We start from the raw sequence: 20,889 nt of genomic DNA, 5'->3' as shown, positions 1-20,889 counted from the left end.
AATGCTGCTCGGCGCGGAGATAAAGATGATTCAAGGTCGAACGAGCGGCGCTCACCCAGCGAAGCCGCCCTGATCCAAGAAGGCCTGCTCCTGCGCGGTGGTCTCGCGCAGCAGCAGATGGTTGCGGTGTGGAAAGCGACCGAAGCGACGGATGATGTCGCGGTGCCCTTCAGCATGCGAGCGCTCGGTCGAGCCCAGTCGAGCGTTGAGTACCACTGAAAGATCCTGGTCAGCGAGGGCCTCGGAGTGTGCGAAAGGCAAGCAGAAGAACAGGCGCAACTGCGCGTCGACCGCCTCCATGTGCCCGGCCGTATGCGCCATGCGCGCGAAGTGCCGAGCCAAGGGATCGGTCGCGTACATGTGGGCGGTTTCGCGAAAGGCATTGCGCGGGAACTGGTCCAGCAGGATCAGCAACGCCAGCGACCCCTCGGGCACATGCGCCCAGGTGTCGAGTTCGCGTCGCGCCGCCGAAAGATGCAGCCCTAAAAAGCGCTCCCCAAATCGCTGGTCGAACGCCGGATCGTGGCTGAACCAGTCGGCATGGGCCGCACGCCAGAAGCACACGACATTGGCCGCATCGAACAATTGGCCTCGTGCACTGGTAGCCGTGCGCACGCGTGCCGTCCCGGCGTCGGCTTTGGCGTTCATGAGCTGTTCTTGCTGCGGCTGCGCAACAGGCGGGCTTCCCAAAAGCTCACCACCAGCACGACCGCGGTGGTCAGCCAGCCCATGACCAACATATCCCCGACAAGGGCCGCCGGTAACAGGGCCGCCAGCATCAGAACGCCCGCGAGGTGCGACGTCGGCACCTTGCCATAAACGACCCGCTTGTAGATGGCGCTGCCCAACAGATAGATCGCTGGGCCGGCGAGCAGGATGGCAATCTGGGCCGCGCCGGGACGCGCATGCGGATGCGCCAACACCAGATCGTTGCCAACCGCGGATGCGATAACCCCCGCAATCAGAATGGCATGAACGTAATGAAAATACGCACCAATCCGGCCCGGGTCCTCCGAGTGTGTGATGGCCGCCGTTGCATCCTTGCTCGAGGTGCCGAAGTAGAGCCACCACATGGCCAATGTACCGACGAAGGTGGCCAGCAGCGCCAGCACGATGGACATGTCCCAGCTTGAGGCATCGGCAAGCGTGGCGCCGCTGGCCAGAACCGTTTCACCCAGCGCGACGATCACGAACAATTGGCAGCGTTCGGCCAGATGACCGCCTTCGATGGTCCATTCCTGCGTGCGGGAGCGCCCCATTCCGGGCAAGGCAAAACCGAACATCGGCGAGACATACTCGCAAAGAATGGCGGTCAGCCACAGCAAGGCACGCAGTTCGTGCTGCGTCAGCGCACCGGCGATCCAGAAGATCGCCGAGATCGATACCCAGCCGAGCATGCGACGGTAGTTGGGCGCCAGCGGATGACCGCCAGGCAATTGCAGTGCGATGAAGGCGGTTCGCCCGACCTGCATCGCGGCATAGGCGCCCGCGAAGATCAGCCCCCGATCGGAGAAGGCCTTCGGAATGCTGGCTGCCATGACCAGCCCGAGCAACATGGTCGCGAACATGAGGCCCCGGATGCGCGGTGTCTCGGGGTCGAACCAGTTGGTGACCCAGCAGGTGTACTGCCAACCCAGCCATACGGCGAACCACAGGATCAACGTCTCGACCACGCCAAAGGCCGTGAGGTTGTGCAGCAGTTCATGGCTAAGCTGGGTCACCGCAAATACATAGACCAGGTCGAAGAACAGTTCTTCATAGGTCACGCGCGCGTGGTGGCCATCGCGATGGCGCAGCAGGGGATGGTGGCCCGCAGCGGGCCTGTGCGACATGGTCATTGCCTGCGTTTCACGAGTGCGAAAGGCGCCAGACGGCGATGCCCGCCACAACAGCGGGCACGGCGAAGACCAGCAGCAGGATCGGGAACTCCTCGCGCGCACTGTAGCCCGCGTGGGCGACGCCCACCCACATGTTGACAGCGGCGATCAACAGCCACGCCGGCACGAAGGCCTTGGCCGCCAGCGCCATGCCTGCGGCGCTCGCACCCCAGAGCCAGCCGAACAGTACAAAAACACCCAGGAGGACCAAACCGCCTCCCATGACCATCAGCACATGCATGTCGAATCTCCGTATCTTTCACTGTTTGCGTAACGAACGATAAAAAGCCATTCCATCCTGCAGGTGCGGACCGAATGCGAATCCCCGCCGAATCATCTCGTCCAGATCTGTTTGCTGAATCTGAATGACATAGCTCTTCGCGGTGGTCACCAAGCGTGTGTCGCCCACGTTCAGCGCCCGCATGTCACGGCCGCCATACCATTTGGCCGGATCGGCGTGGCCCGCCTTGATGCGTTGACCCGCATGCTCGATCTGCCAGCCACCGTCGAGCAGCACCCAGAAGCTGTCCGCGCCGCGCGCGCTGCCGGCAATCTCGATGTTGGGCACGACGGACCATTCGCGTGAATGATCGATCACCCACTGAAGCTGCTCGCGCGACAGTGCCGTGAAGAAAGGTGTCTTTGCCAGCAGATGCAGGTAAGTGACGGAAGCGATCATGCCCGGCGCCGGCGGTAGCACCGTCGGCTTGTGCGCGCAGGCGCTCAACGGAACGGCGAAGGATGCGATCGTCATCAGAAGTGCTCTACGGCGAACTGGATCGTGCATGTTTTCTCCGGAAGTACTCGCAAAGCAAATGCGATGGCGCTATGCGAAGACACTGAGGTTCTTCGCAATATCTTTGCCAGCATAGGGAGGAAAGACGTCGAGTTCCAAGTCGGGGTTGCCGATCAGCATGGCCTTGGTGTTGCTGAGCGCGTCAAAGCCAGCTTTTCCGTAGTACTTGCCCATGCCGCTGTAGCCAACGCCGCCGAACGGCAGGCTGTCGATCCAGCAATGCAGATTCGTCTGGTTGACGCAGCCACCACCGAAAGAGAGGCTGCCCAGCACGTAGTCGATGCTTGCCTGGTCCTTGCTGAAAATATAGGCGGCAAGCGATTTCGGCTTGCGCTTCATGAGTGCGACGATGTCTTTCAGGTCGGAATACGGCAGCACCGGCAGCACCGGGCCGAAGACCTCTTGCTGCAATGCCGGATCGTCCCAGGTCGACGGATAGAGGATCGTCGGCTCGACGTAGCGCGCCGCGATGTCGAATCGCCCGCCGTGCACCACCTTGTCGGGCAGGATGTACGACGCGACGCGTTGCGCGTCTTTCTCACTGATCATGCGGGCGAAGTCGGGGCTCTGCTGCGGATCGACACCATACATCTTGACGATGGCAGTCTTGAGCTTGGCGATGAAGGCATCGGCGACGCTTTCATGGACATAGACGTAGCCTGGTGCGATGCACCACTGGCCGGAGATGGCGTTGTGGCCCCAGGCGATACGGTCGGCTGCAATGTCAAGGTTGGAGGTCTGGTCGACGATGGTGGGGTTCTGTCCGCCGAGTTCCAGAATGACCGGCGTCAGGTTCTCGGCTGCTGCGCGCATGACGATCTTGCCGACCGCCGAACTGCCGGTGAAGAAAATGAAGTCGAAAGGAAGTGCAAGCAGGTCGGCGATCTCCTCGCGACCGCCTGTGACGATCGACACGTTCTCGGGCTCGAAGTACTCCGGTACGAATTTCTGAAACAAGGCTGCTGTGGCCGGTGTCGTGTTGGCTGGCTTGAGCACCACCGTGTTTCCTGCGGCCAAAGCGGCGATGGCAGGGTCAAGCAGCAGCAGGATAGGTGCGTTGAAGGGGCCGATGACCAGCGTGACGCCGTAGGGCTCCTTCAGTATCAGCCCGCTGTTGCCGGTCGCTTCCAGCCCGCTTGGAATTGCGACCGGCTGGGGGGCCATCAGCTCCTTGAGGTTTTCCCGGTAGTACCTGATGTTTCCAAGCGGCACCGTGATCTCGAACAGCTGCTCGAAGGACGGTTTGCCGAAGTCCTGGTAGAGGGCGGCACAAAATTCCTCCTGGCGTTCACGCAGCATCCGCTCCAGGCGATCGAGTTGCTCGATACGCCATTCATAGGATTTGGTGATGTCGCTACGAAAGTGCGATTGCTGGACGTCCAGGATCGATTGAAAGCGGTTGCTCATGACGACGACTCCTACAAAAATGAAACGGACGCACGAGAGTCCGCGGCCGAAGAGGCCATTTGATGCCTCGATCTAGGCCCGGCCCAGGGTCTAGAGTTCGTCCAACGCCTCAAGAACAAGACTGGCCGTGATGCCGCTGCTGTATTGCTGTTGCCCTGTGATCAGGCGTCCGTCCCGCACGGCGAACGGCTCGTTGGCGGGGCGGCATAGGAATCGGGTGCCTTCCATATGAGCCGCTTCGCTTTCGATGGTGTACTCGTTCAGCTTCATGCCGAAGGTCGCGTTCACTTCGTCTTCCTCTTCATCGGTGAATCCAGTCCAGTGCTTCCCGTCGGCCAGAAGTTTTCCATCTGACAGGCGGGTCCAGAGCAGCAATGAGGAACCATGACATATCAGCGCGACGATCTTGCCGTTTTCATAGAAGCCCGCGATCAGCCCGTGCAGTGCCGAATCATCCTTGAAGGTCAGCAGCGGTCCTCCACCACCGGCGACCCACACTGCGTCATAGTCATCCAGCGAAATTGCACTGACGGGGAGGGTGTTTTTCAACATTGCGCCGAACTTCGGATGGTGGACGAAGCCCAGGCTGATGAGGTCGTCGGCGTAGGCGCCCCCCGGGGTGCGCGGGTCGCTGTGTGTATCGAACATCACCTCGCCTCCGTTGGGGGACGCAAGATCCACCTGATGCCCGGCCTCCGTGAACATCAGGAACGCGCGCGTCATTTCTTCGGCAAAGAACCCGACGGGAAAGCCTTTGAGTTGGGTTGTGTTGGAGACGACTGAGAGAATGCGCTTGGGCCTGTATTTCACGCCAGTGCGGGTTTCCATTTTGAGATCCGACAATGCCATGGTTGTTGTGTCCTGATAAAAGTTTCGGTGTGATGCGAGCCGGCTGGTGCGGTTTGATCAGTGAAATGATCGAACCGCACCAGCTCATTGAGAAATTTTTAGGTTCTCACTGACGCCGTGCGCGCAGTCCAAGTTGCTTCACCGCCCTTGGCGATAAGTGACTGAACGGGAGCCTCCGCTCACCACCGGCGGAAAATAGCTCGGTTGTCCTCGCCTCTACATCAGTTGATCGGCGAGATAATGCCTCCGTTGATGAAGCTGGTGGTGCCAGTCATCCAACGCGCTTCGGGCGAGACAAGAAACAACGCAAGCCCAGTGATGTCGGCGATATTGCCGAGGCCGCCGTCTATCGACATTGATCTGAGCCAAGCAATGTTCTCATCGGATTCGGCGGGGTAGAAGAACGACGTATCCAAGGGGCCAGGGGCGATGCAGTTGACCGTAACGGCGCGTCCTCCGAGCTCTTTGGCGAGCGCCTTACTGAAGTGTTCGAGGGGAGCCTTACTGCCAGCATAGCCTGCATACGTGGGTGCAAAGGCGGCCACCATTGTGGTGACGAAGCTCAGAATCCGACCCTCGTCGGCGATCTTCTTGGACGCTTCCTTGAGTAGAAAAAACGCGGCCTTGGCATTGACATTGAAAAGGTCATCGAACTCTGCCTCTTCAAACTCGGCGAGCGGCTTTCGGATGATTTTCCCCGCCGTGTTGATGAGGATGTCTACCTTGCCGAATCTTGTCAGCGCGGCATCAAACAGTGCTGTGGCCTGCGCCGGCTTGGTGAGGTCCGCCTGAAAAATAAGCGCCTCCCGTCCATGCCCACGCACAACTGCGGCGGTTTCTTCTGCCTGCTCCTGCTTTGCCGCCGAATTGTAGTGAATCACTAGATCGGCGCCTTCCTGTGCCAGCAGTTCTGCCAGCGCCTTTCCCACGTTCGCAGAGGCGCCGACGACGATAGCGGTCTTGCCGGCGAAGCGCCGGGCGCCTGTACTTGTTGCCGAAGGAAATTCCTTGCGAACTTCCTGGTGTGCGATAGCGACCATTTTTTTGTTAACTCCCTGTTGATAAAAGACGGATGTCGATCTGCCGCGTTGCCGTCGAAAGGATCACCGCGATATCAACGCGCCTAGCTTTTGGTGGAAGCGAGACGTCTCTATGGGGCGGTTTTAGCCTTGGGGCGCATATCCTGACCCGAATTTGCGTCGCGGGTTCCGGTCGGCTCTCTTGAGCAGACGGAAAACCAGCAGGTCACTCAGACGTCTACTTGGTGGTGTATCCGCCGTTGATCAGGATCGTTTGTCCGGTGATCCACCAGCCATCGCTGACGAGATGACGGATGAAGGGAACCACATCCTCGATGTCAGTCAAACCGGTCTTGCTGAACGGGGAAAGCGCCGCGGCGGTCTTGTGATACGCCACCGCGTCAGCGCCTTCGGCCGGATAGAAGAATGGCGTGTCCATCGGACCGGGGCCGACCGCTGTCACTGAAATGCCGCGCGCGCCCAGTTCCTTGGAGGCCGCGCGGGTGTAGTGCTCCACGGGCGCCTTGGTGCCCGCGTAGGCGGCATAGAACGGCGTGAATGCGCCCAGGAGCGATGTGACGACAGTGCAGATCTTGCCGTTGTCGTTCAGGCTCTTGCCAGCTTCCTTGAGGAAAAAGAACGCCGTCTTGGAGTTGACCGCCGTCATCTCGTCGTACTCGGCTTCGCTGATCTCTGCCATCGGCTTTTTGAGCACTTTGCCCACCGTGTTGATGGCGATGTCGGGCTTCCCGACAGCGGCGATCGTGTCGGCGAAGAGCTTTTCGACGGCGCTCGCCGTGGTCAGATCTCCCTGGAGCGCAACTGCCTTCGCGCCAATGGCCTCGATCGCCGCAACCGTCGCATCGGCATCGGCCTTGGACGCTGCGCTGTTGTAGTGGATCGCAACTGCCTTTGCGCCTTGTTCAGCAAGATCGCGAGCGATCAGTCCGCCGAGGTTCTTGGCGCCGCCTGCGACGAGAACGACCTTGCCTTTGATGGAATGGACTGCCATAAGTAAATCTCCATTGAACGAATGAAGGATTAGCTTAGGCTGTTTTCCTCGAGAGATTGACCATTGGAGTCTGGATGGATAATCCAGAAAATTCGTCTAATCTTCGGGATTGGGGGGCTCACTTACGCCATGTGGCAAAGTCTGCAGGGCTGCATCGATCTCGATCATTCAAGCACTCCTGAGCCATCGTTCCATCTCGTCGTTGTGCGGCTTTGAAACATCATTTGCCGGCGACGTATGTGCGCTCGGCGTTCGAGAGACCCACGCCGGCCCGCCGCGCATGCAGATGTAGGACCTGCCTCGGATTTCTTCTCTAGGCCAACGATTGGTCCGCCATTGCGCCACCGATGAGTACGATCAAAGTAGTCTCCAGGCAGTCCTCCCTATGCTTGGAAAATGGAGACGTGCGATCTCGGCGCTTGATGCTTTTCGTCTGACTGAGGAATAATTGTTCGTCAAAGGAAAAAACAATCATGCATATTTTTCGATATCTCACTTGCGCTGCGATCGCCGCCGCCACTCTCGCCGGCTGCGCTACGGTTCGTCAGCAGGATCTGGATGCTTGGGCGGGTGTCCCGGTGGAGGCGCTCGATACCCATCCGTTGTTTCTCACCATTCCGATGTATCGCGCCCAAACAGAAAGCGGCATCGAGACGCGCAACTACGTCAACAGTAAGGAAGTGGAGCAGTGCTTTACTCGCATTGGTGCCCGTCGCGGCGACAGCAAGTACCTGAGTCACAGCGCCTTCACCACTTGTTCTGAGAATCGCCTTGTCTGCAACAACCTGTTCTACATCCAGGGCGGGAAGGTCATTCGCTACGCGCCGACAGGCGACTGCTACACGGACGACAGCGTGCGCCCGCAGATCGGCTATCTTTCTCCCAAGGCTGCCGGGGGTTGAGCTCCTGAGTTCCCTTGGAGCACCCTTCACGAGGCGCGTAAATTTGTCCTCGGTGCTTAAAGAGGTGCAAGCGGCTGGCCGGAATTCGCCTGGGTCATCGGGGCGAACCGGTCAATCGCATGAGACAGGAAGACAAGCCTGCGCAGATCGGAACCAGACGTGAATTTCGAATCAGGCAGTTCTGATTGACACCGCGGTGCGTTGGTCCTCTCTAGCGCTTGATCACTCTTGTGTGAGCCATTTTTCGATGCGGCGTTCCCCGGAGGTTGGGATTGTCCATGGGACGAAAAAGAGGCCGTGGCCTATGAGCTGTGATGCCGACGCTCGATGCGGTAGGCCGTTGGACTCATTCCAAAATGCTTGCTGAACGCGGTTGCGAAGTGACTGGGACTTGAGAATCCTGTCGAGGCTGCAATAGCGGTGACGTTCATGCTTGTGCTGTCCAGCATCTTCCGAGCATCGGCCAAGCGGACTCTCAGAATGTACTGCCAGGGCGTGGTGCCAAAACTGGCCTTGAACCCTTCCAAGAGTTGCGATGCCGAAACCTGGGCCGCCGCCGCCAGATCGGCGACGGTGATCGAGCCATGCTTCATCCCATGGATGCAGTCATTCAACAGTTTCTGCTGCCGACGGGAAAATCGCCTGCGATCACCAGATGCTGACCCCGGATCTGACGAAGGCCGCAGCAGGTACGTGTCCGCGATGTGAAAGCGCAGCGTTTCCAGCAGGGATTTCAGCGCCATGCCAGCCAGATCGTCGTCTCTTGCAGCGAGCGTCGCCGCCTTGACGCTGGCGTGATACAGAAAAGGATCACGATGACCTACCCGTGCAGCGACTTTTCCGGCTTCCAGCGACGTTGTGGGCACTCGAAACTCGGCAAAGTGTGCCTGATCTCCTTGCGCCAGCGCCGCATATCGGCATCCCGCGGGGATGATCCAGATGTCGCCGATTGACGGAAGCGCGTCTGAAGACGGTCCCGTGGAAAAAACAGACTCCATTCGGTTCAGATGCCCGGCCAGATGAACCACCAGGGTGTGGTGCGACTCTTCGAAACACCAATCGGTTGGTGTCCGTACATCTTCCGACGCGACCGTGAGCTCTAGGCCCTCCGTCTTCAGAAGCCTCCGTTCGACGACGACGCGGCCAGACTGCGCTCGAACACCGTCCCATACGAATGGGTGATCGGCCATGATGACACCTTCCAAAAATCAAAAAAAATAAAAGCCGTTTGACTTATTTGAAAGCCAAGATCGTGACGTGTCGGTAGAGTTTTGGCAAGGTGGCGAGGCATGCCTCAAAACGGCTGTGATCCGATCCTCGCAGTTCAAATGCATTGCGATGTTGGGAGTATGTGACGCACCCAATGATGGTCAGGGCATTACGCACCCGCTCGGCATAGATTTAGAACCTATGAATTCATGAAGCTTCCTTCGCGAGACATCTTCACCACATTGGACGCGGCCGCGAATCTTTCGAGCGGAAGCACTCATGGAAAAAATTGCCGAAGTCGATCTCAGGATCTAAGCACGCCTGGTTGGCCATGAGCCTCCTGTGCATCCTATTGCGCAGGCGCCTGGAGCTCTTCCGGCCGACGAAAGGTCGTTGCCATGGTCGATTCGCATTTCCAGACGCGGACATCCAGCGCGGCTCAATTGGGGCAAGACTGCGATCAGATCCTTGCGCGGAAGGTCCGAAGCGTGATTGTCCAGTCGGTGATTTTTCCGATCTCCGCGCGACTAGTGGGCGCCATGAGCAAGATTCACGAGGGCCGGTTTGCGGCAATCGGGGCGACCTGCATGGCCGCAACCATCTCCATCAATCTTTGTTATCGATGCGTGAGAAGACTCTTTGTATTGACCGCGCATGAAGAAGCGCGGCCTTTGGGGAATATTGTGGGTGGGGGTGGTGCTCGCTGTGGCCGCTTGGCTCGTGGGTGGCAACAGTCACAGGCCGTGGGTCAATCAGGTGCTGGCCTCACGCACCGACGCGATAGACGAGGCCGATCAGGCCCGTCAGTCTGCCGCACGCGATCCGAGCCTTCTTGTTGCGGTCACGTTGTCTGGCGGTGGCGCACGGGCGGCCGCGTTCGGCTATGGCGTGTTGCGCGAGTTGCAGGACACGAACTTCGAGTGGAATGGGCAACGCACGGATCTTCTCGATGCAGTGGACGTGATCGGAGGCGTATCCGGCGGCAGCATCACCGCCGCTTACTTTGCCGCTTTCGGAGCGGAGGGTCTGCGCGACTTCGAACGCGACTTTCTCTATCGCAACTTCCAAAATAGCCTGATCCTGCAGGCACTCAGGCCAACCAATCTCTATCGACTTACCTCGCCGTGGTTCGGCCGAAGTCATCTGCTGGCGCAGCGTCTTGACGAACTACTGCAAGGGCGAACCTTCGGCGACGTGATGCGACGTCACCGTCACCCACAGCTGCTGATCAGCGCCACCGATATGGCGCAGGGGGCAGGCTTTGAGTTCACGGCAGAGCAGTTCGAGCTTCTTTGCTCTGACTTGAGGAGTGTCCCGTTGTCGTTCGCGGTCGCGGCTTCCTCCTCGGTGCCCGTTCTGCTCAGTCCCATGACGCTGCGCAATCATTCGCAGGAGTGTCGTAAAAACGGAATTGCCCAGCGCATCCCGTTCGCGCAAGGCACCGGCTATCGCGCGCGGCTCTACGAATTGCAGCAGCGCAGCTACCTTGACGGTGCTGCGCGGCCCTATGTGCACTTAGTGGACGGCAGCGTCGCGGACAACCTCGGCGTTCGGCCGCTGCTCGATCGTGCGCTGGCGGGGCGCGGCGTCGGCGAAGGCTTTCGCGAAGTGCGCCTCGAGCCCGGCCGCGTGCGACGGTTGGTGCTCATCACGGTCAACGCCGAGCGCGATCCGAATGAGCGGGTCGATGAACGCGATGAACTGCCCAGCAGTCTGGAAGTGTTCGATGCGCTGCGCTTCGGTGCAGGCTCGCGTGCGACGCACGAAACACAGGAATTTCTCGCAGATATTGCGCGGCAATGGGGCGAAACATTGCAGGGGCAGGCCGGCGGGCAGGAGATTTTCACGTCCGACGCACGCATTCATGTCGTGCAGGTGAACCTGCGCGACGCACCGGCTGACGCGCAAGGGCGCGCCGCGTTGATGCGGATTCCCACAGCGTTCAGCGTCCAGCCCGGCGAAGTGGCTCATCTCATCGAAGCTGGCCGCTCGGTGCTGCGCCGCTCTGCTGCTTTCCAAGCGCTGCGCAGTGATCTACACGCAACGCCACCACCCGTCGTCCGCTGAAGCTCGCGGACCCGTTCTGCACAAGAGAGGATAAATCTATGCGCCAGCGATCTTCCCAGCCCCTTGCTACTGTCGTGACGGTGGCCGTCGCCTATCTCTTCGTGGCGTGGCTGTCGTGCAGCCTGGCTGACGTCGGAACGCAAACCGTCCCGGTCTGGCTGAGTGCTGGTGTGGTGTTCGGGGCGCTGATCTGCGCGGGTCCGGGGCATCGCTTTGCAGTGGTTGTCGCAGCGGCGGTCGCGAGTCTCGTGTGGGGGCTGGTTGGACACAAGCTGAGCGTGGCCGCGGCTGTGCCGTTTGCTGCCATCGAGGTGGCGAGCGTCGCCGTCGGGGCGTGGGTGGCACTGCGCGGTCGTCATGGAGCAGATCTGGGTGTGGGCGCGGTCGGGGCCTTGATTGCCGGCACATTGATCACTGCCACGCTCGGAGCCACGCTCGCTGGAGAGTTCTGGCGCTGGCAGCGACCGGGGGCAGCCTACGGCACGGAATGGCGTGCATGGGCCTTCTCAACAGCGGGAGGCATCTTGCTTGTGGCTCCTCTTATCGAGGCATTTCGGGGCTTTCGGATCAAGCGCTCGGGAGGAATGCCGATGACACAGTTCGGTGCTGGTGCTGCCGCGTTCAGCGCTTTTCTCGTCACCGCCTGGGTCGTGTTTGGTACCGGCGGCGAGCAGCGGTTTGGTACCGTCGCTGCCACGCTTGGCTACCTGCCGATGCCGTTCCTGCTGCTGTCCGCGATGGTGTGGGGTGCGCGCGGCGGGTCGCTCGCGATGTTGACCGGTGCGCTGCTGGTCATCGGTCTGACCACGGCCGGCGGTGGCCCATTCGTCGTGGCCGATTCCTTTGCCGGTGAGGCCGTGATCGAAGTGCAAGCGTACGTAGCCGTCTGGGCGATGATGGCGCTGCTGGTGCGGGGGCTGTCCGAGTCACGCCGCCAAGCACTGCAGAAGGCCAGGGATTGGCAACTGCGCTATGAGCGCACGCTGCAGGCCACCGGCGTTGCCAATGTGGAGTTCGATGCTGTGACAGGCGCCGCTGTCTGGGCAGAGCATGCACCTGCGGTGTTGGGTACCGCCACATCGGCGTTCGAGAACGTGGACGATTGGCTTGCATGCACCGACGAGGCGGATCGTCCGTTAGCCGAGGCCGCATGGCGCGCTGTGTCCGAAGGACGAAAGCCGGCGGCCAGCGAGACCTACTCGGTTCGCCTCGGTGGGCGAACGCGCGCAGTCCAGGTGAGGTGGGCTGGGATCTGTGGTCCTGATGGTGCCGTCGAACGCGTGGCCGGTTTGCTGCGTCCGATCGACGATCAGCAGGCGCAGGACGGTGGAGCGGGCGGGAGCCGTCATGGCTGAGCCAGGTGTTCTTCTGATCCACGGGCTAGGCGGGACGCAGTATGACCTCGGCTCGATGCACAAGCGTCTGAAAAATGCAGGCTTCGTCACGCATTCTCTGACCCTTCCGGGCCACGGCAGCACACCAGAAGATCTGGTCCGCGTTCATGCGGAAGACTGGCTGGACGCGGTGCGCTTGAAATATCAGGAGGTAGTCGCGCAGCACGAGGTTCTGCACGTCATGGGGATGTGCATGGGGGCGTTGCTCGCGGTGGAGACCGTCAAACGCGAACGTCACGCGAAAGGTCGGCTCATTGCGCTGGCGCCGCCTGTCTACATCGATGGCTGGGCCACACCCTGGTACCGCGAAGCCCGCAGCCTGCTGTACCACGTGCCCGGTGTGCCTGCAAGAATGAAGGTCGCAGAGGAAGACCCTTACGGTATCAAGAACGAGCAACTGCGCGCCATCGTCAAAGCCAAGTTTGAGCGTGGCGAGAACTTCCACTACGGGTGGGTTCCCCTGGCGTGTGTTCGCGAAGTGGACAGGCTGCGCGCGATGGTGATGAGGAACCTGTCAAAGATCGAATGTCCCACGCTGGTGGTGCATGCGCGGGAAGATGAACTGACCAGCCTGCGTTCCGCCAATTTTTTGGTCGAACGCATCGGCGGGGGTGGACGGGCGGGCCGGGCGCGCATGGTGGTGCTGGAAGACAGCTATCACATGGTCTGCGTCGACAACGATCGGGAGATCGTCGCGAGGAACGTGCTGGAGTTCTTCGGCGCCACCGCTGAGGGCTCTTTGGGCATGGCTTCGGCCGACGCTGGCATGTCGCTGGCTCAGATGCGAATACTGCTTGACGGCGTACAGACAGACTTGGGAGCAGGGGACTTCGCCAGTGTTTTTACGCGCGGCATTCCAGATTTCGCATGGTTTCAGCCGGGGACCAACCGCACCAGCGGGCTATTTCGTGGCGCCAAGGGTCTGGCACGCCTTCAGGGCTGGATTGCGGGCTTGCGCTTCGAGGCATTCGGCGTGCCGAGCTTCAATGCGGGCATGGGCGTCGTGCCCGCGAGCCTGCGGCTGGACACCCGGGCGGCTTCGCCCGGTGTGCTGGCGCTGACGATGCGCGCTGGCCGACTCTTGGAGGTGCGCTGGTTCCCGGACGATGTCGAGGTAGAGAACGGTCACTTCGGCGGCGAGCCGGTTCCCGATGGCCCTAGCCCGGCAGAGAAAGCCTTCGAGGCCGCTGCCGCTGCATCAAAGAGGCTGCGCAAGGCGCCGGACGACGCGACGTTGCTTGCGCTGTACTCGCTGTACAAGCAGGGTAGCGTCGGTAATGTTTCCGGCACACGGCCAGGCATGATGGACGTGATCGGGCGTGCGAAGTTCGATGCTTGGGCAGCGCGCAAGGGGACTACACGCGAACAATCAATGGCCGCGTATGTCGAAATCGTTGAATCCTTATTGGCGAAGGACGCTTGATGCCTCGTCGGTCAACCAGAGATCGAGAGGGCAGCCATGAGGCGCTTCGACCGAAGCGTCGGGGTGTGCGAAAAGACCTCGCGCAGTTCCAGCCGATTGGTACAAATTGTCCTGGCGATGACCTTGGCCTGGTAAGCAGATCGATCCATCGCCGCAACTGTCTGCGGGGACTGGCTTGGCACGGCTATGGAGGGAATTCAGCGCGCGTTGAGCTTCCTGATTCATCATGGGAGACAGGCGCACGAGGGGGCGAATCCGGCACTGCCGGGGTTGAAGAAATGCCGGCTGCGAGGGCAAAGGGGGCCGATCGGCATCGTGTGGCTGTCAATTCGGGGGGTGCTGCGCGCATAGGGAAAGAAGCCGCGGCGCGTGATTGCACAAGGGGGTGTCACCGATGCACTTAACGAAGATGCTGCTACGCATATGCGTGCTAGGCGGAACAACAGTTTTCTCGCTCGTCGGTTGCAACGCGCATTCAGGTCGGCTGCCGCGCGTGATGGCGCAGCAGCCTGTGCCGGTTCAGTCGATTCCGGACGTGAAGGAGATCGAGCGGTCGCAGGCCTCTTTGGAACGGCAGGAGGTCTACTTGCTCGATCTATCGACCTTTAGAAGGAAGCTCGCAGCGTCGCCGCGCGGCGAGCGGGGATCAGAACCCTGATATCGCGAACGAAAGCCGATTGCGCGGTGATTGCTGGACCGTAAGCGGTCGGCTCATGCGCCTGCGATCGAGCGGGCCGGAATTCAGAATCTATTGGCCGGCATGTCGTTCCGCTCGGATATGGGACTGCTCGCCAAGTGCGAAGCCCCGATGGCTATACCTATCGAAAACCCCAGTGCCATTCCAATCCTGAACGATCAAACTTACAAACCAGCTGGTCGGTTTGTTCCATCTTGAGGCGACCTCCGGCAAATTTCAGGAGACAACCCATGACGAATACGACTGATGAGATGCTGCGCGAGTTGCTGGTGAAGGATCGACTTCACGAACTGGAGATGGCCTACTGCCGCGGCGTCGATCGACGCGACGCAGCTCTGTTGCATTCCATCTTTTTCGAGGATGCGATCGAGGAACACGGCGACATGTACAGGGGCAGCGCGACGCAGTTCGCCGAGTGGGTGTTCCGGGACCTTTTGCCCAGGTACGAGCTCACAGCGCACTATGTGCTCAACGAGTGGTATCGCGTTGACGGCGACAAGGCTGAGGGCGAGACGCACCGCCTTTCCTACCATCGCGAACGTGCCGCGGACGGATCCGCCACGGAAGCCACGGCGGCTTGCCGCACGTTCAACCGCTACGAATGTCGCGACGGTGTATGGAAGATCTCATACCGCAGCGTGGCGCGGGATTGGGTCACGAAGCGCCCCGTCGATGACTCGCTCTACCAGGGCCATTTCCGCATGGCGCTCAGCCAGCCCAACGACCAGGACGATTCATACCGCCTGCTCTCTCTGTTCCCCCGCGGTGAACAGCTTTGAAGGGGGATGTGATGAAGATTGGAATTGTCGGGACGGGCAACATGGGCCGCATTCTGGGATGCGCTTGGGCGGTTCACGGGCATGAGGTGTTCTTCGGCGCGCGCAACGCGCAGACGGCGGTCGATGCCGCCGAGTTGGCCCGCGCCAATGGGGGCGTTGGCGCGCAGGCTGGCAGCAATCGCGAAGCGGCCCTCTTCGGCCAGGTGATTTTCTACAGCGTTCGGGATGTGAGCCCCGCCCAGGTGATTGGTGACGTCTCTGCATTGGACGGCAAGGTGGTCATTGACCCGAACAATTGGCCAGTTCCCGAAGGCAAGTTCGACTTTGCGCCGGTTGCGCAGTCTCTTGCCGAAAAACTCCAGACTTGGCTTCCCGAGACCAAGGTCGTCAAGTGCTTCAACACCATGGCGCAGGAACTTTTCGAGATGCCGGTGGAGGAGTTGCGCGCGCAGGAGGTCTCGGCATTCATCGCTTCCGATCACGCCGAGGCGCGTGACACCGTGGCGGCTCTCGCCCGCGATCTGGGTCTGGCGCCCGTGGACATGGGGCCGCTGCGCAACGCGCGCATCGTCGAGCCGTTGGGGGATGTGATCCGCTATCTCATTCTGGGCGCGGGTCTCGGCCCGTATGCGTCGCTCAAAGTCGACGTATTGCAGCCAGCCGAGACCGGCCGATTCGGTGGCCGAGTCGCCACCGCTTGGTGGGCCCGCAATTCCGCGACGGGCGGTTGATTGGCGCCCCTCGTGCTCAAGACGCACCGTTCCCGGTACTGCCGAAGAGCATTTTCACAAAAACGAACGGAGACTCCCCATGAATCGTTGCATCCAGTCGCTGCGCGCCCTCTTGGCGGCGGCGCTGACCATCACCTCTGCAGGCGCTGGCGCCCAGGTCTATCCAGATAAGCCGATTCGCATCGTCGTTCCCTTCAGTGCCGGGGGAGGGCTTGATGCTGCTGCTCGCGTGTTGGGCCAGGGGCTTACCAAGCGGCTTGGTCAGCCGGTCATCGTCGACAACAAACCTGGCGGCAACGGTCTCATCGCAACACAGTACGTCACGGGTGCAAAACCGGACGGCTATACGCTCTACTTGTGCGTCACCACACCGTGGTCGATGCTCCCTGCGCTCTACAAGCGCCCCTTGGGCTACGACGCCAACAAGGACTACACGGCGATCTCCCTGCTGGCTGAGTTCCAGACCGTGATCTTCGTCAATCCCAAGACCGGCATTCAATCGATGAAGGGGTACATCGCGCATGCCAAGGCCAATCCCGGAAAGCTCTCTTATGCCTCGTCGGGCTCCGCGCAACCCTATACGCTGGCAACCGAATTGCTCAAGTCGAAAGTAGGGATTGACGTTTTGCACGTGCCGTTCGCGGGGGCGGCACCAGCGACGCAGTCGGTGGTCGCGGGAGATGTGGATTCGGCCATGTTTGACGTAGGGGGCGCAGGGCCATTTATTAAGGCTGGCCGCCTGACGCCGTTGGCCGTACTGGGCAAGACCCGCGTGCCCTCACTGCCCGAGGTTCCTACGCTTTCCGAGGCGGGCATCACCGGCGTCGACATTCCGATGATCTGGATGGGGGTGGTAGGCCCGGGGAATCTGCCGCCCGCCATCGTGCGCAAGCTCAACGAAGAGATCAACACGGTGCTGCGCAGTGACGAAATGACCGCACTGCTCGCCTCTCAATCGCTCACGCCGCTGGTCGCGTCGCCGGCGCAGATGGATGCGCAGATCAAGTCCGACATCAAATCCTGGGGTGCCGTCATCAGGCAACTTGGCGTCCAACTCGACTGAACGAAGGAAAACCAAGATGGAAAACGCAACACCGCATCGCGATGTGGTCGTAATAGGCGCTGGAATGGCCGGCCACTGTGCGGCTCTCGAAGCTGCGCGCCTTGGTGCTTCAGTCCTGTTGCTGGAAAAGATGCCTGCTTACGGTGGCAGCACCGTCATGTGCGGTGGTGCCTTCGCGTTCGCCGGAACGCGCGTGCAAAAAGAGCAAGGCATCGCCGATACACCGGAACTGCTCGAGCAGGATCTGCTCACCTGTGGGCACCACGCCAACGATCCCAAAGTAGTGCGCGCCTACGCCGAGCATCAATACGACGCCTACCGCTGGCTCGAATCCCTGGGCCTCGATTTCGACAACGTCACGCTCAACGGCGGCCAGTCGATGCCGCGCCTGCACAGCCTGGACCCCAAGCACATGCTGCGCGTGTTGCATCAAGCACTGCGGGATGCAGGGGGGGCGTTTCGCGCGAACGCAGGCGTGCGTCGGCTGATCTCCCGCGGCGAGGACGCCGAACGCGAGGTCGTCGGCGTGGAACTGGAAAGCGGCGAGCGGGTGATGGCGCGTGGCGGCGTGGTAATCGCGACCGGGGGGTTCTCGCGCTCAAGAGAGCTTGTTGCCCGCTTCGCACCGCATCTTGCCGACGCCAAACCCATGGGGGGTGAAGGCAACACAGGGGACGGTCTGCGCATGGCCTGGGCGTTGGGCGCCGACCTGGTTGACATGGGATTCACCAAAGGCACCTACGGTGCACCGGCCCACACGCCGCTCCCGGGCAAGGAAAAGATCGCGCCGCATCTGGTGCACACCATGTACAAGGGCGGCATCGTCGTGAACATGCTCGGCAGTCGCTTCGTCAACGAATCGCTCTCGTACAAGCTGATCGGCGAGGAATGCCTGAAGCAACCTGGGCGCATTGGCGTGCAGGTCTTTGATCATCGCATCATGGCCCAATCCGCGCCTTTCCCAACGGTCGACGACTACAACTCGGCGCTCGAAGCCGGGCTGATCCAGCGCGCCGACTCGCTGGACGATCTCGCAGTACTGCTCGGCCTGCCCTCCGACGCACTGGAGGCCACGGTGGCGCGCTACAACGCAGCCGCCGATGGCCGGGGAGGCGATGAAATGGGGCGCGATTGCCTCACGGCAGGCTACGGCGCGGTGCCCACACTCTCGGTCGCACCGTTCTACGGCATCGCCTGCACCACCGGACTCAACTCCACCTACTGCGGCCTGCGCACCGATGCGGGCTCCCGCGTACTCGACGTCTTCGGTCAATCGATCGCAGGCCTCTATGCCACGGGTGAAGTCATGGGCGGGCTGCATGGCGCGTCCTACCTGAGCGGCTCGTCACTCGCCAAGGGCTGCATCTTCGGCCGCCTCGCCGCGCAGGATGCCTGCCGCCGCGTGGGCCTCGCGCAGGCCGCCGCCTGAGCCGCATCCCATTCCCATAGGAAACAACTGATGTCCGAAGTCTTGGAAACGTCCCCATCGCGGTACGACACGATCACCCACGTGGACGAACTCATCCGTGCCATCGATGCACAGAACTGCACGCCTGGCTGGGTTGCACGCCCACAGCCGTTGATGTGGCCCGCCCCCCGCTCGAAGTTCGTGCCTGTGCATTGGCGCTACGCCGAGATCCGGCCGGCCCTGCTGGCGGCCGGCCGTGTCATCGGCACCGACCTCGCAGAGCGGCGCAACTTCGTGCTGCGCAATCCGATCGAGGGCAACGATTTCGCCACGACGCGCACGCTCGTGGGGGCCTACCAATCGATCCTTCCGGGCGAGAGGGCACGTTCGCATCGCCATTCGTCGCATGCGCTGCGCGTGATCATCGAGTCACAAGGTTCCTACTCGGTCGTGAACGGCAAGCGGCATCCGATGGAAACGGGTGACATCGTCCTGACGCCGGGCAACCACTGGCATGGCCACGGCCACGACGGTGACGCGCAGGCCTTCTGGTTCGATTGCCTCGACCTTCCACTTGTGCACCTGCTGGAACCGATGAAGGCGGAGGACCACCCCGAACAATGGGAGCAGAACGCCGAACAGGTGGACCACTCGCCGATGCGCATCGAATGGGCTGACACCGAGCGTCGGCTCGCAGCAACCGATGCGGGGGAGGGCGGTGATGCATTCTTCGGCAAGACCGTGGACGTCACCTCCGCCTTGATGCCCACCATCACGATCAAGGTTCACCATTGGGCTGCAGGCTGGCAGGGAAAAGCCTATCGACGCCACGCCAATGCGATCTACGTCGTACTCAGAGGCTGCGGCGTGAGCGCCGTTGGTGACGAACGTTTCTCCTGGTCTTTTGGCGACGTCTTCGTGGCGCCGCTGGGCGTGCGCGTGGCGCATGCGGCGCACGACGACGCCGTGCTGGTCGCCCTCACCGACGAAGGTCTGATGGCGTTCTGCGGCTACGACGCACTGGAGGCCTGCGAATGACACGGCCTGTTCTCATCGTCGGTGGCGGTTTGGGCGGCGTGGCCGCCGCATTGGGTCTGGGCCAGCAGGACATCAGCGTGCGGCTTCTGGAGCAATCCGCCGAGATCGCCCCCATCGGGTACGGCGTTCAGATCGGCCCCAATGTGTTGCCTGTGCTCAAGCGCCTGGGCCTGGGCGACGAAGTGCGTCGCGCCTCCTATCTGCCCGACGACCTGCTCCTGCTGGACGCTCACACGGGCGAGCAACTGGTGCGCGTGCCGCTCAAGGGAGAGGCGTTCGAGCGCCGCTACCCCGCCCCCTACATCGCCATCCACCGCGTGGACCTGCACGAAATTCTGCTGAAGGCGGTGCGCCAACTTCCCTGCGTGGACCTGAACCAGGCCACCACCGTGAGGGGCTACTCGCAGACCTCCGACGCCGTACAGGTGCAGACCGAGGCGGGCGAAAGCATCGAGGGCTGCGCATTGATCGGGGCCGATGGCCTGCGGTCGCGTCTGCGCGCACAGATGCACCCCGACGACGCGCCGCGCGACACCGGCTACGTCGCGCATCGCACCATTGTTCCCATGCGCGAGGCGCCAATCAGCCTGCACAAGCGCACGGGCGTCACCATGTGGACCGGCGATGGTTTTCACGTCATCTACTACCCGCTGCGCGAACGCACCGAGATGAACATCGTTGCCGTGTTTCGAGTGCCTTCGGGCCTGGAGCCCACCGACAACGACGGATACAGGAACTACATCGACGACACGGCCGCGCGCACCCAGCCGGAAGTCCGTGACGTGATCTCCATGGTCAATCTCGAACGCCGCTGGTCCATCGCCGACCGCAACCCGCTGCGGCAGTGGGCCGATGGCCGCGTGACCTTGCTGGGCGACTCGGCCCATGCCACGCTGCAGTCACTCGCACAGGGTGCGGGAATGGCCCTGGAAGACGCCTCGTCCCTGACAGCGCTCATGATGAAGAACCCCACGGACCCGGCGCACGCCTTCGCGGCGTTCGAGCGGCAGCGCTTCGTGCGAACGGCGCGCGTGCAACTCGAATCGCGCGCACTCTGGCATACCTACCACTGCGGTGGCGCTGATGCCCAAGTCCGGACGCAGCAGTTGCAGGAGCGCACCACGGAAGACCTGTATCGCTGCTTCGACTGGCTGTGGAACGTGCCCCCGACACACGGCGGCGCACCGGCTTGATGCCCGGCAGTTGCAACAGAGAACT

Annotated in this window: 19 protein-coding genes; 10 read left to right on the top strand and 9 right to left on the bottom strand. The window is 61.4% G+C overall.

What is annotated here, in order from left to right; all coding sequences use genetic code 11:
* Positions 1–51: 51 nt before the first annotated feature.
* The 8 genes from RZE79_RS34005 to RZE79_RS33970 form a co-directional block, all read right to left on the bottom strand.
* The gene (locus RZE79_RS34005; protein WP_319361840.1) at positions 52–648 is read right to left on the bottom strand and encodes a DUF924 family protein; all 597 of its coding nucleotides are present in this window, start codon (positions 646–648) and stop codon (positions 52–54) included.
* Positions 645–1,832 carry a low temperature requirement protein A gene (locus RZE79_RS34000; RefSeq protein ID WP_373696607.1) on the bottom strand — a complete coding sequence of 396 codons (1,188 nt, stop codon included), beginning with the start codon at positions 1,830–1,832 and terminating at the stop codon, positions 645–647. Before RZE79_RS34000 ends, RZE79_RS34005 begins: the two co-directional genes overlap by 4 nt.
* 16 nt (positions 1,833–1,848) lie before the next feature.
* Positions 1,849–2,118 carry a hypothetical protein gene (locus RZE79_RS33995; protein ID WP_319361838.1) on the bottom strand — a complete coding sequence of 90 codons (270 nt, stop codon included), beginning with the start codon at positions 2,116–2,118 and terminating at the stop codon, positions 1,849–1,851.
* A gap of 18 nt (positions 2,119–2,136) precedes the next feature.
* The gene (locus tag RZE79_RS33990; RefSeq protein WP_319361837.1) at positions 2,137–2,631 is read right to left on the bottom strand and encodes a hypothetical protein; all 495 of its coding nucleotides are present in this window, start codon (positions 2,629–2,631) and stop codon (positions 2,137–2,139) included.
* A 72-nt stretch (positions 2,632–2,703) separates the two neighbouring features.
* Complete coding sequence (locus tag RZE79_RS33985; protein WP_319361836.1) at positions 2,704–4,080, bottom strand: aldehyde dehydrogenase family protein; 1,377 nt, start codon at positions 4,078–4,080, stop codon at positions 2,704–2,706.
* Positions 4,081–4,170: 90 nt separating this feature from the next.
* On the bottom strand, positions 4,171–4,929 hold the full coding sequence (locus tag RZE79_RS33980) for a type 1 glutamine amidotransferase domain-containing protein (RefSeq protein ID WP_319361835.1): 759 nt from the start codon (positions 4,927–4,929) through the stop codon (positions 4,171–4,173).
* A gap of 221 nt (positions 4,930–5,150) precedes the next feature.
* Positions 5,151–5,969: an SDR family oxidoreductase gene (locus RZE79_RS33975; protein ID WP_319361834.1), complete on the bottom strand. Its 819-nt coding sequence runs from the start codon at positions 5,967–5,969 to the stop codon at positions 5,151–5,153.
* Positions 5,970–6,186: 217 nt separating this feature from the next.
* Entirely contained in the window at positions 6,187–6,960 is a 774-nt protein-coding gene (locus tag RZE79_RS33970) for an SDR family oxidoreductase (protein WP_319361833.1), read from the bottom strand.
* Positions 6,961–7,433: 473 nt separating this feature from the next.
* Here RZE79_RS33970 and RZE79_RS33965 point away from each other — a divergent pair, with 473 nt between their 5' ends.
* Positions 7,434–7,862 (top strand): hypothetical protein, encoded by a 429-nt coding sequence (locus RZE79_RS33965; protein ID WP_319361832.1) that lies wholly within the window; start codon positions 7,434–7,436, stop codon positions 7,860–7,862.
* 302 nt (positions 7,863–8,164) lie between these two features.
* Here RZE79_RS33965 and RZE79_RS33960 read toward each other — a convergent pair whose 3' ends face one another.
* On the bottom strand, positions 8,165–9,052 hold the full coding sequence (locus RZE79_RS33960; RefSeq protein WP_319361831.1) for a helix-turn-helix transcriptional regulator: 888 nt from the start codon (positions 9,050–9,052) through the stop codon (positions 8,165–8,167).
* Between the two features lie 673 nt (positions 9,053–9,725).
* Between RZE79_RS33960 and RZE79_RS33955 the strand changes: the two genes are divergently transcribed.
* The 9 genes from RZE79_RS33955 to RZE79_RS33915 all read left to right on the top strand — a co-directional run bounded on the left by RZE79_RS33955 (position 9,726) and on the right by RZE79_RS33915 (position 20,864).
* Positions 9,726–11,138 carry a patatin-like phospholipase family protein gene (locus RZE79_RS33955; protein ID WP_319361830.1) on the top strand — a complete coding sequence of 471 codons (1,413 nt, stop codon included), beginning with the start codon at positions 9,726–9,728 and terminating at the stop codon, positions 11,136–11,138.
* Between the two features lie 38 nt (positions 11,139–11,176).
* Entirely contained in the window at positions 11,177–12,493 is a 1,317-nt protein-coding gene (locus RZE79_RS33950; RefSeq protein ID WP_319361829.1) for an MASE1 domain-containing protein, read from the top strand.
* Positions 12,486–13,955, top strand: coding sequence for an acyl-CoA-binding protein (locus RZE79_RS33945; RefSeq protein WP_319361828.1), 1,470 nt, complete (start codon positions 12,486–12,488; stop codon positions 13,953–13,955). Before RZE79_RS33950 ends, RZE79_RS33945 begins: the two co-directional genes overlap by 8 nt.
* 927 nt (positions 13,956–14,882) lie before the next feature.
* On the top strand, positions 14,883–15,431 hold the full coding sequence (locus RZE79_RS33940; protein ID WP_319361827.1) for a nuclear transport factor 2 family protein: 549 nt from the start codon (positions 14,883–14,885) through the stop codon (positions 15,429–15,431).
* A gap of 11 nt (positions 15,432–15,442) precedes the next feature.
* On the top strand, positions 15,443–16,162 hold the full coding sequence (locus tag RZE79_RS33935; protein ID WP_319361826.1) for an NAD(P)-binding domain-containing protein: 720 nt from the start codon (positions 15,443–15,445) through the stop codon (positions 16,160–16,162).
* Between the two features lie 79 nt (positions 16,163–16,241).
* Positions 16,242–17,225, top strand: a complete 984-nt coding sequence (locus RZE79_RS33930) for a tripartite tricarboxylate transporter substrate binding protein (protein ID WP_319361825.1) — start codon at positions 16,242–16,244, stop codon at positions 17,223–17,225.
* Positions 17,226–17,241: 16 nt separating this feature from the next.
* Positions 17,242–18,654 carry an FAD-dependent oxidoreductase gene (locus RZE79_RS33925; protein ID WP_319361824.1) on the top strand — a complete coding sequence of 471 codons (1,413 nt, stop codon included), beginning with the start codon at positions 17,242–17,244 and terminating at the stop codon, positions 18,652–18,654.
* Positions 18,655–18,684: 30 nt separating this feature from the next.
* Positions 18,685–19,671, top strand: coding sequence for a cupin domain-containing protein (locus RZE79_RS33920; protein ID WP_319361823.1), 987 nt, complete (start codon positions 18,685–18,687; stop codon positions 19,669–19,671).
* Positions 19,668–20,864, top strand: coding sequence for an FAD-dependent monooxygenase (locus RZE79_RS33915; protein ID WP_319361822.1), 1,197 nt, complete (start codon positions 19,668–19,670; stop codon positions 20,862–20,864). The genes RZE79_RS33920 and RZE79_RS33915 overlap by 4 nt, the downstream gene beginning before the upstream one ends.
* Positions 20,865–20,889: the final 25 nt, after the last annotated feature.

This window comes from Variovorax sp. EBFNA2 (genome assembly GCF_033802765.1).
GTDB lineage: Bacteria > Pseudomonadota > Gammaproteobacteria > Burkholderiales > Burkholderiaceae_C > Variovorax > Variovorax paradoxus_H.
This window is presented reverse-complemented; position numbering and strand designations above follow the sequence as displayed.

Coding starts and splice junctions, on each gene's coding strand:
- RZE79_RS33965 (WP_319361832.1), top strand. CDS start 7,434: ATGCATATTTTTCGATATCTCACTTGCGCTGCGATCGCCGCCGCCACT.
- RZE79_RS33925 (WP_319361824.1), top strand. CDS start 17,242: ATGGAAAACGCAACACCGCATCGCGATGTGGTCGTAATAGGCGCTGGA.
- RZE79_RS33945 (WP_319361828.1), top strand. CDS start 12,486: ATGGCTGAGCCAGGTGTTCTTCTGATCCACGGGCTAGGCGGGACGCAG.
- RZE79_RS33950 (WP_319361829.1), top strand. CDS start 11,177: ATGCGCCAGCGATCTTCCCAGCCCCTTGCTACTGTCGTGACGGTGGCC.
- RZE79_RS33995 (WP_319361838.1), bottom strand. CDS start 2,118: ATGCATGTGCTGATGGTCATGGGAGGCGGTTTGGTCCTCCTGGGTGTT.
- RZE79_RS34005 (WP_319361840.1), bottom strand. CDS start 648: ATGAACGCCAAAGCCGACGCCGGGACGGCACGCGTGCGCACGGCTACC.
- RZE79_RS33955 (WP_319361830.1), top strand. CDS start 9,726: ATGAAGAAGCGCGGCCTTTGGGGAATATTGTGGGTGGGGGTGGTGCTC.
- RZE79_RS33990 (WP_319361837.1), bottom strand. CDS start 2,631: ATGACGATCGCATCCTTCGCCGTTCCGTTGAGCGCCTGCGCGCACAAG.
- RZE79_RS33970 (WP_319361833.1), bottom strand. CDS start 6,960: ATGGCAGTCCATTCCATCAAAGGCAAGGTCGTTCTCGTCGCAGGCGGC.
- RZE79_RS34000 (WP_373696607.1), bottom strand. CDS start 1,832: ATGTCGCACAGGCCCGCTGCGGGCCACCATCCCCTGCTGCGCCATCGC.
- RZE79_RS33975 (WP_319361834.1), bottom strand. CDS start 5,969: ATGGTCGCTATCGCACACCAGGAAGTTCGCAAGGAATTTCCTTCGGCA.
- RZE79_RS33930 (WP_319361825.1), top strand. CDS start 16,242: ATGAATCGTTGCATCCAGTCGCTGCGCGCCCTCTTGGCGGCGGCGCTG.
- RZE79_RS33980 (WP_319361835.1), bottom strand. CDS start 4,929: ATGGCATTGTCGGATCTCAAAATGGAAACCCGCACTGGCGTGAAATAC.
- RZE79_RS33935 (WP_319361826.1), top strand. CDS start 15,443: ATGAAGATTGGAATTGTCGGGACGGGCAACATGGGCCGCATTCTGGGA.
- RZE79_RS33920 (WP_319361823.1), top strand. CDS start 18,685: ATGTCCGAAGTCTTGGAAACGTCCCCATCGCGGTACGACACGATCACC.
- RZE79_RS33940 (WP_319361827.1), top strand. CDS start 14,883: ATGACGAATACGACTGATGAGATGCTGCGCGAGTTGCTGGTGAAGGAT.
- RZE79_RS33985 (WP_319361836.1), bottom strand. CDS start 4,080: ATGAGCAACCGCTTTCAATCGATCCTGGACGTCCAGCAATCGCACTTT.
- RZE79_RS33915 (WP_319361822.1), top strand. CDS start 19,668: ATGACACGGCCTGTTCTCATCGTCGGTGGCGGTTTGGGCGGCGTGGCC.
- RZE79_RS33960 (WP_319361831.1), bottom strand. CDS start 9,052: ATGGCCGATCACCCATTCGTATGGGACGGTGTTCGAGCGCAGTCTGGC.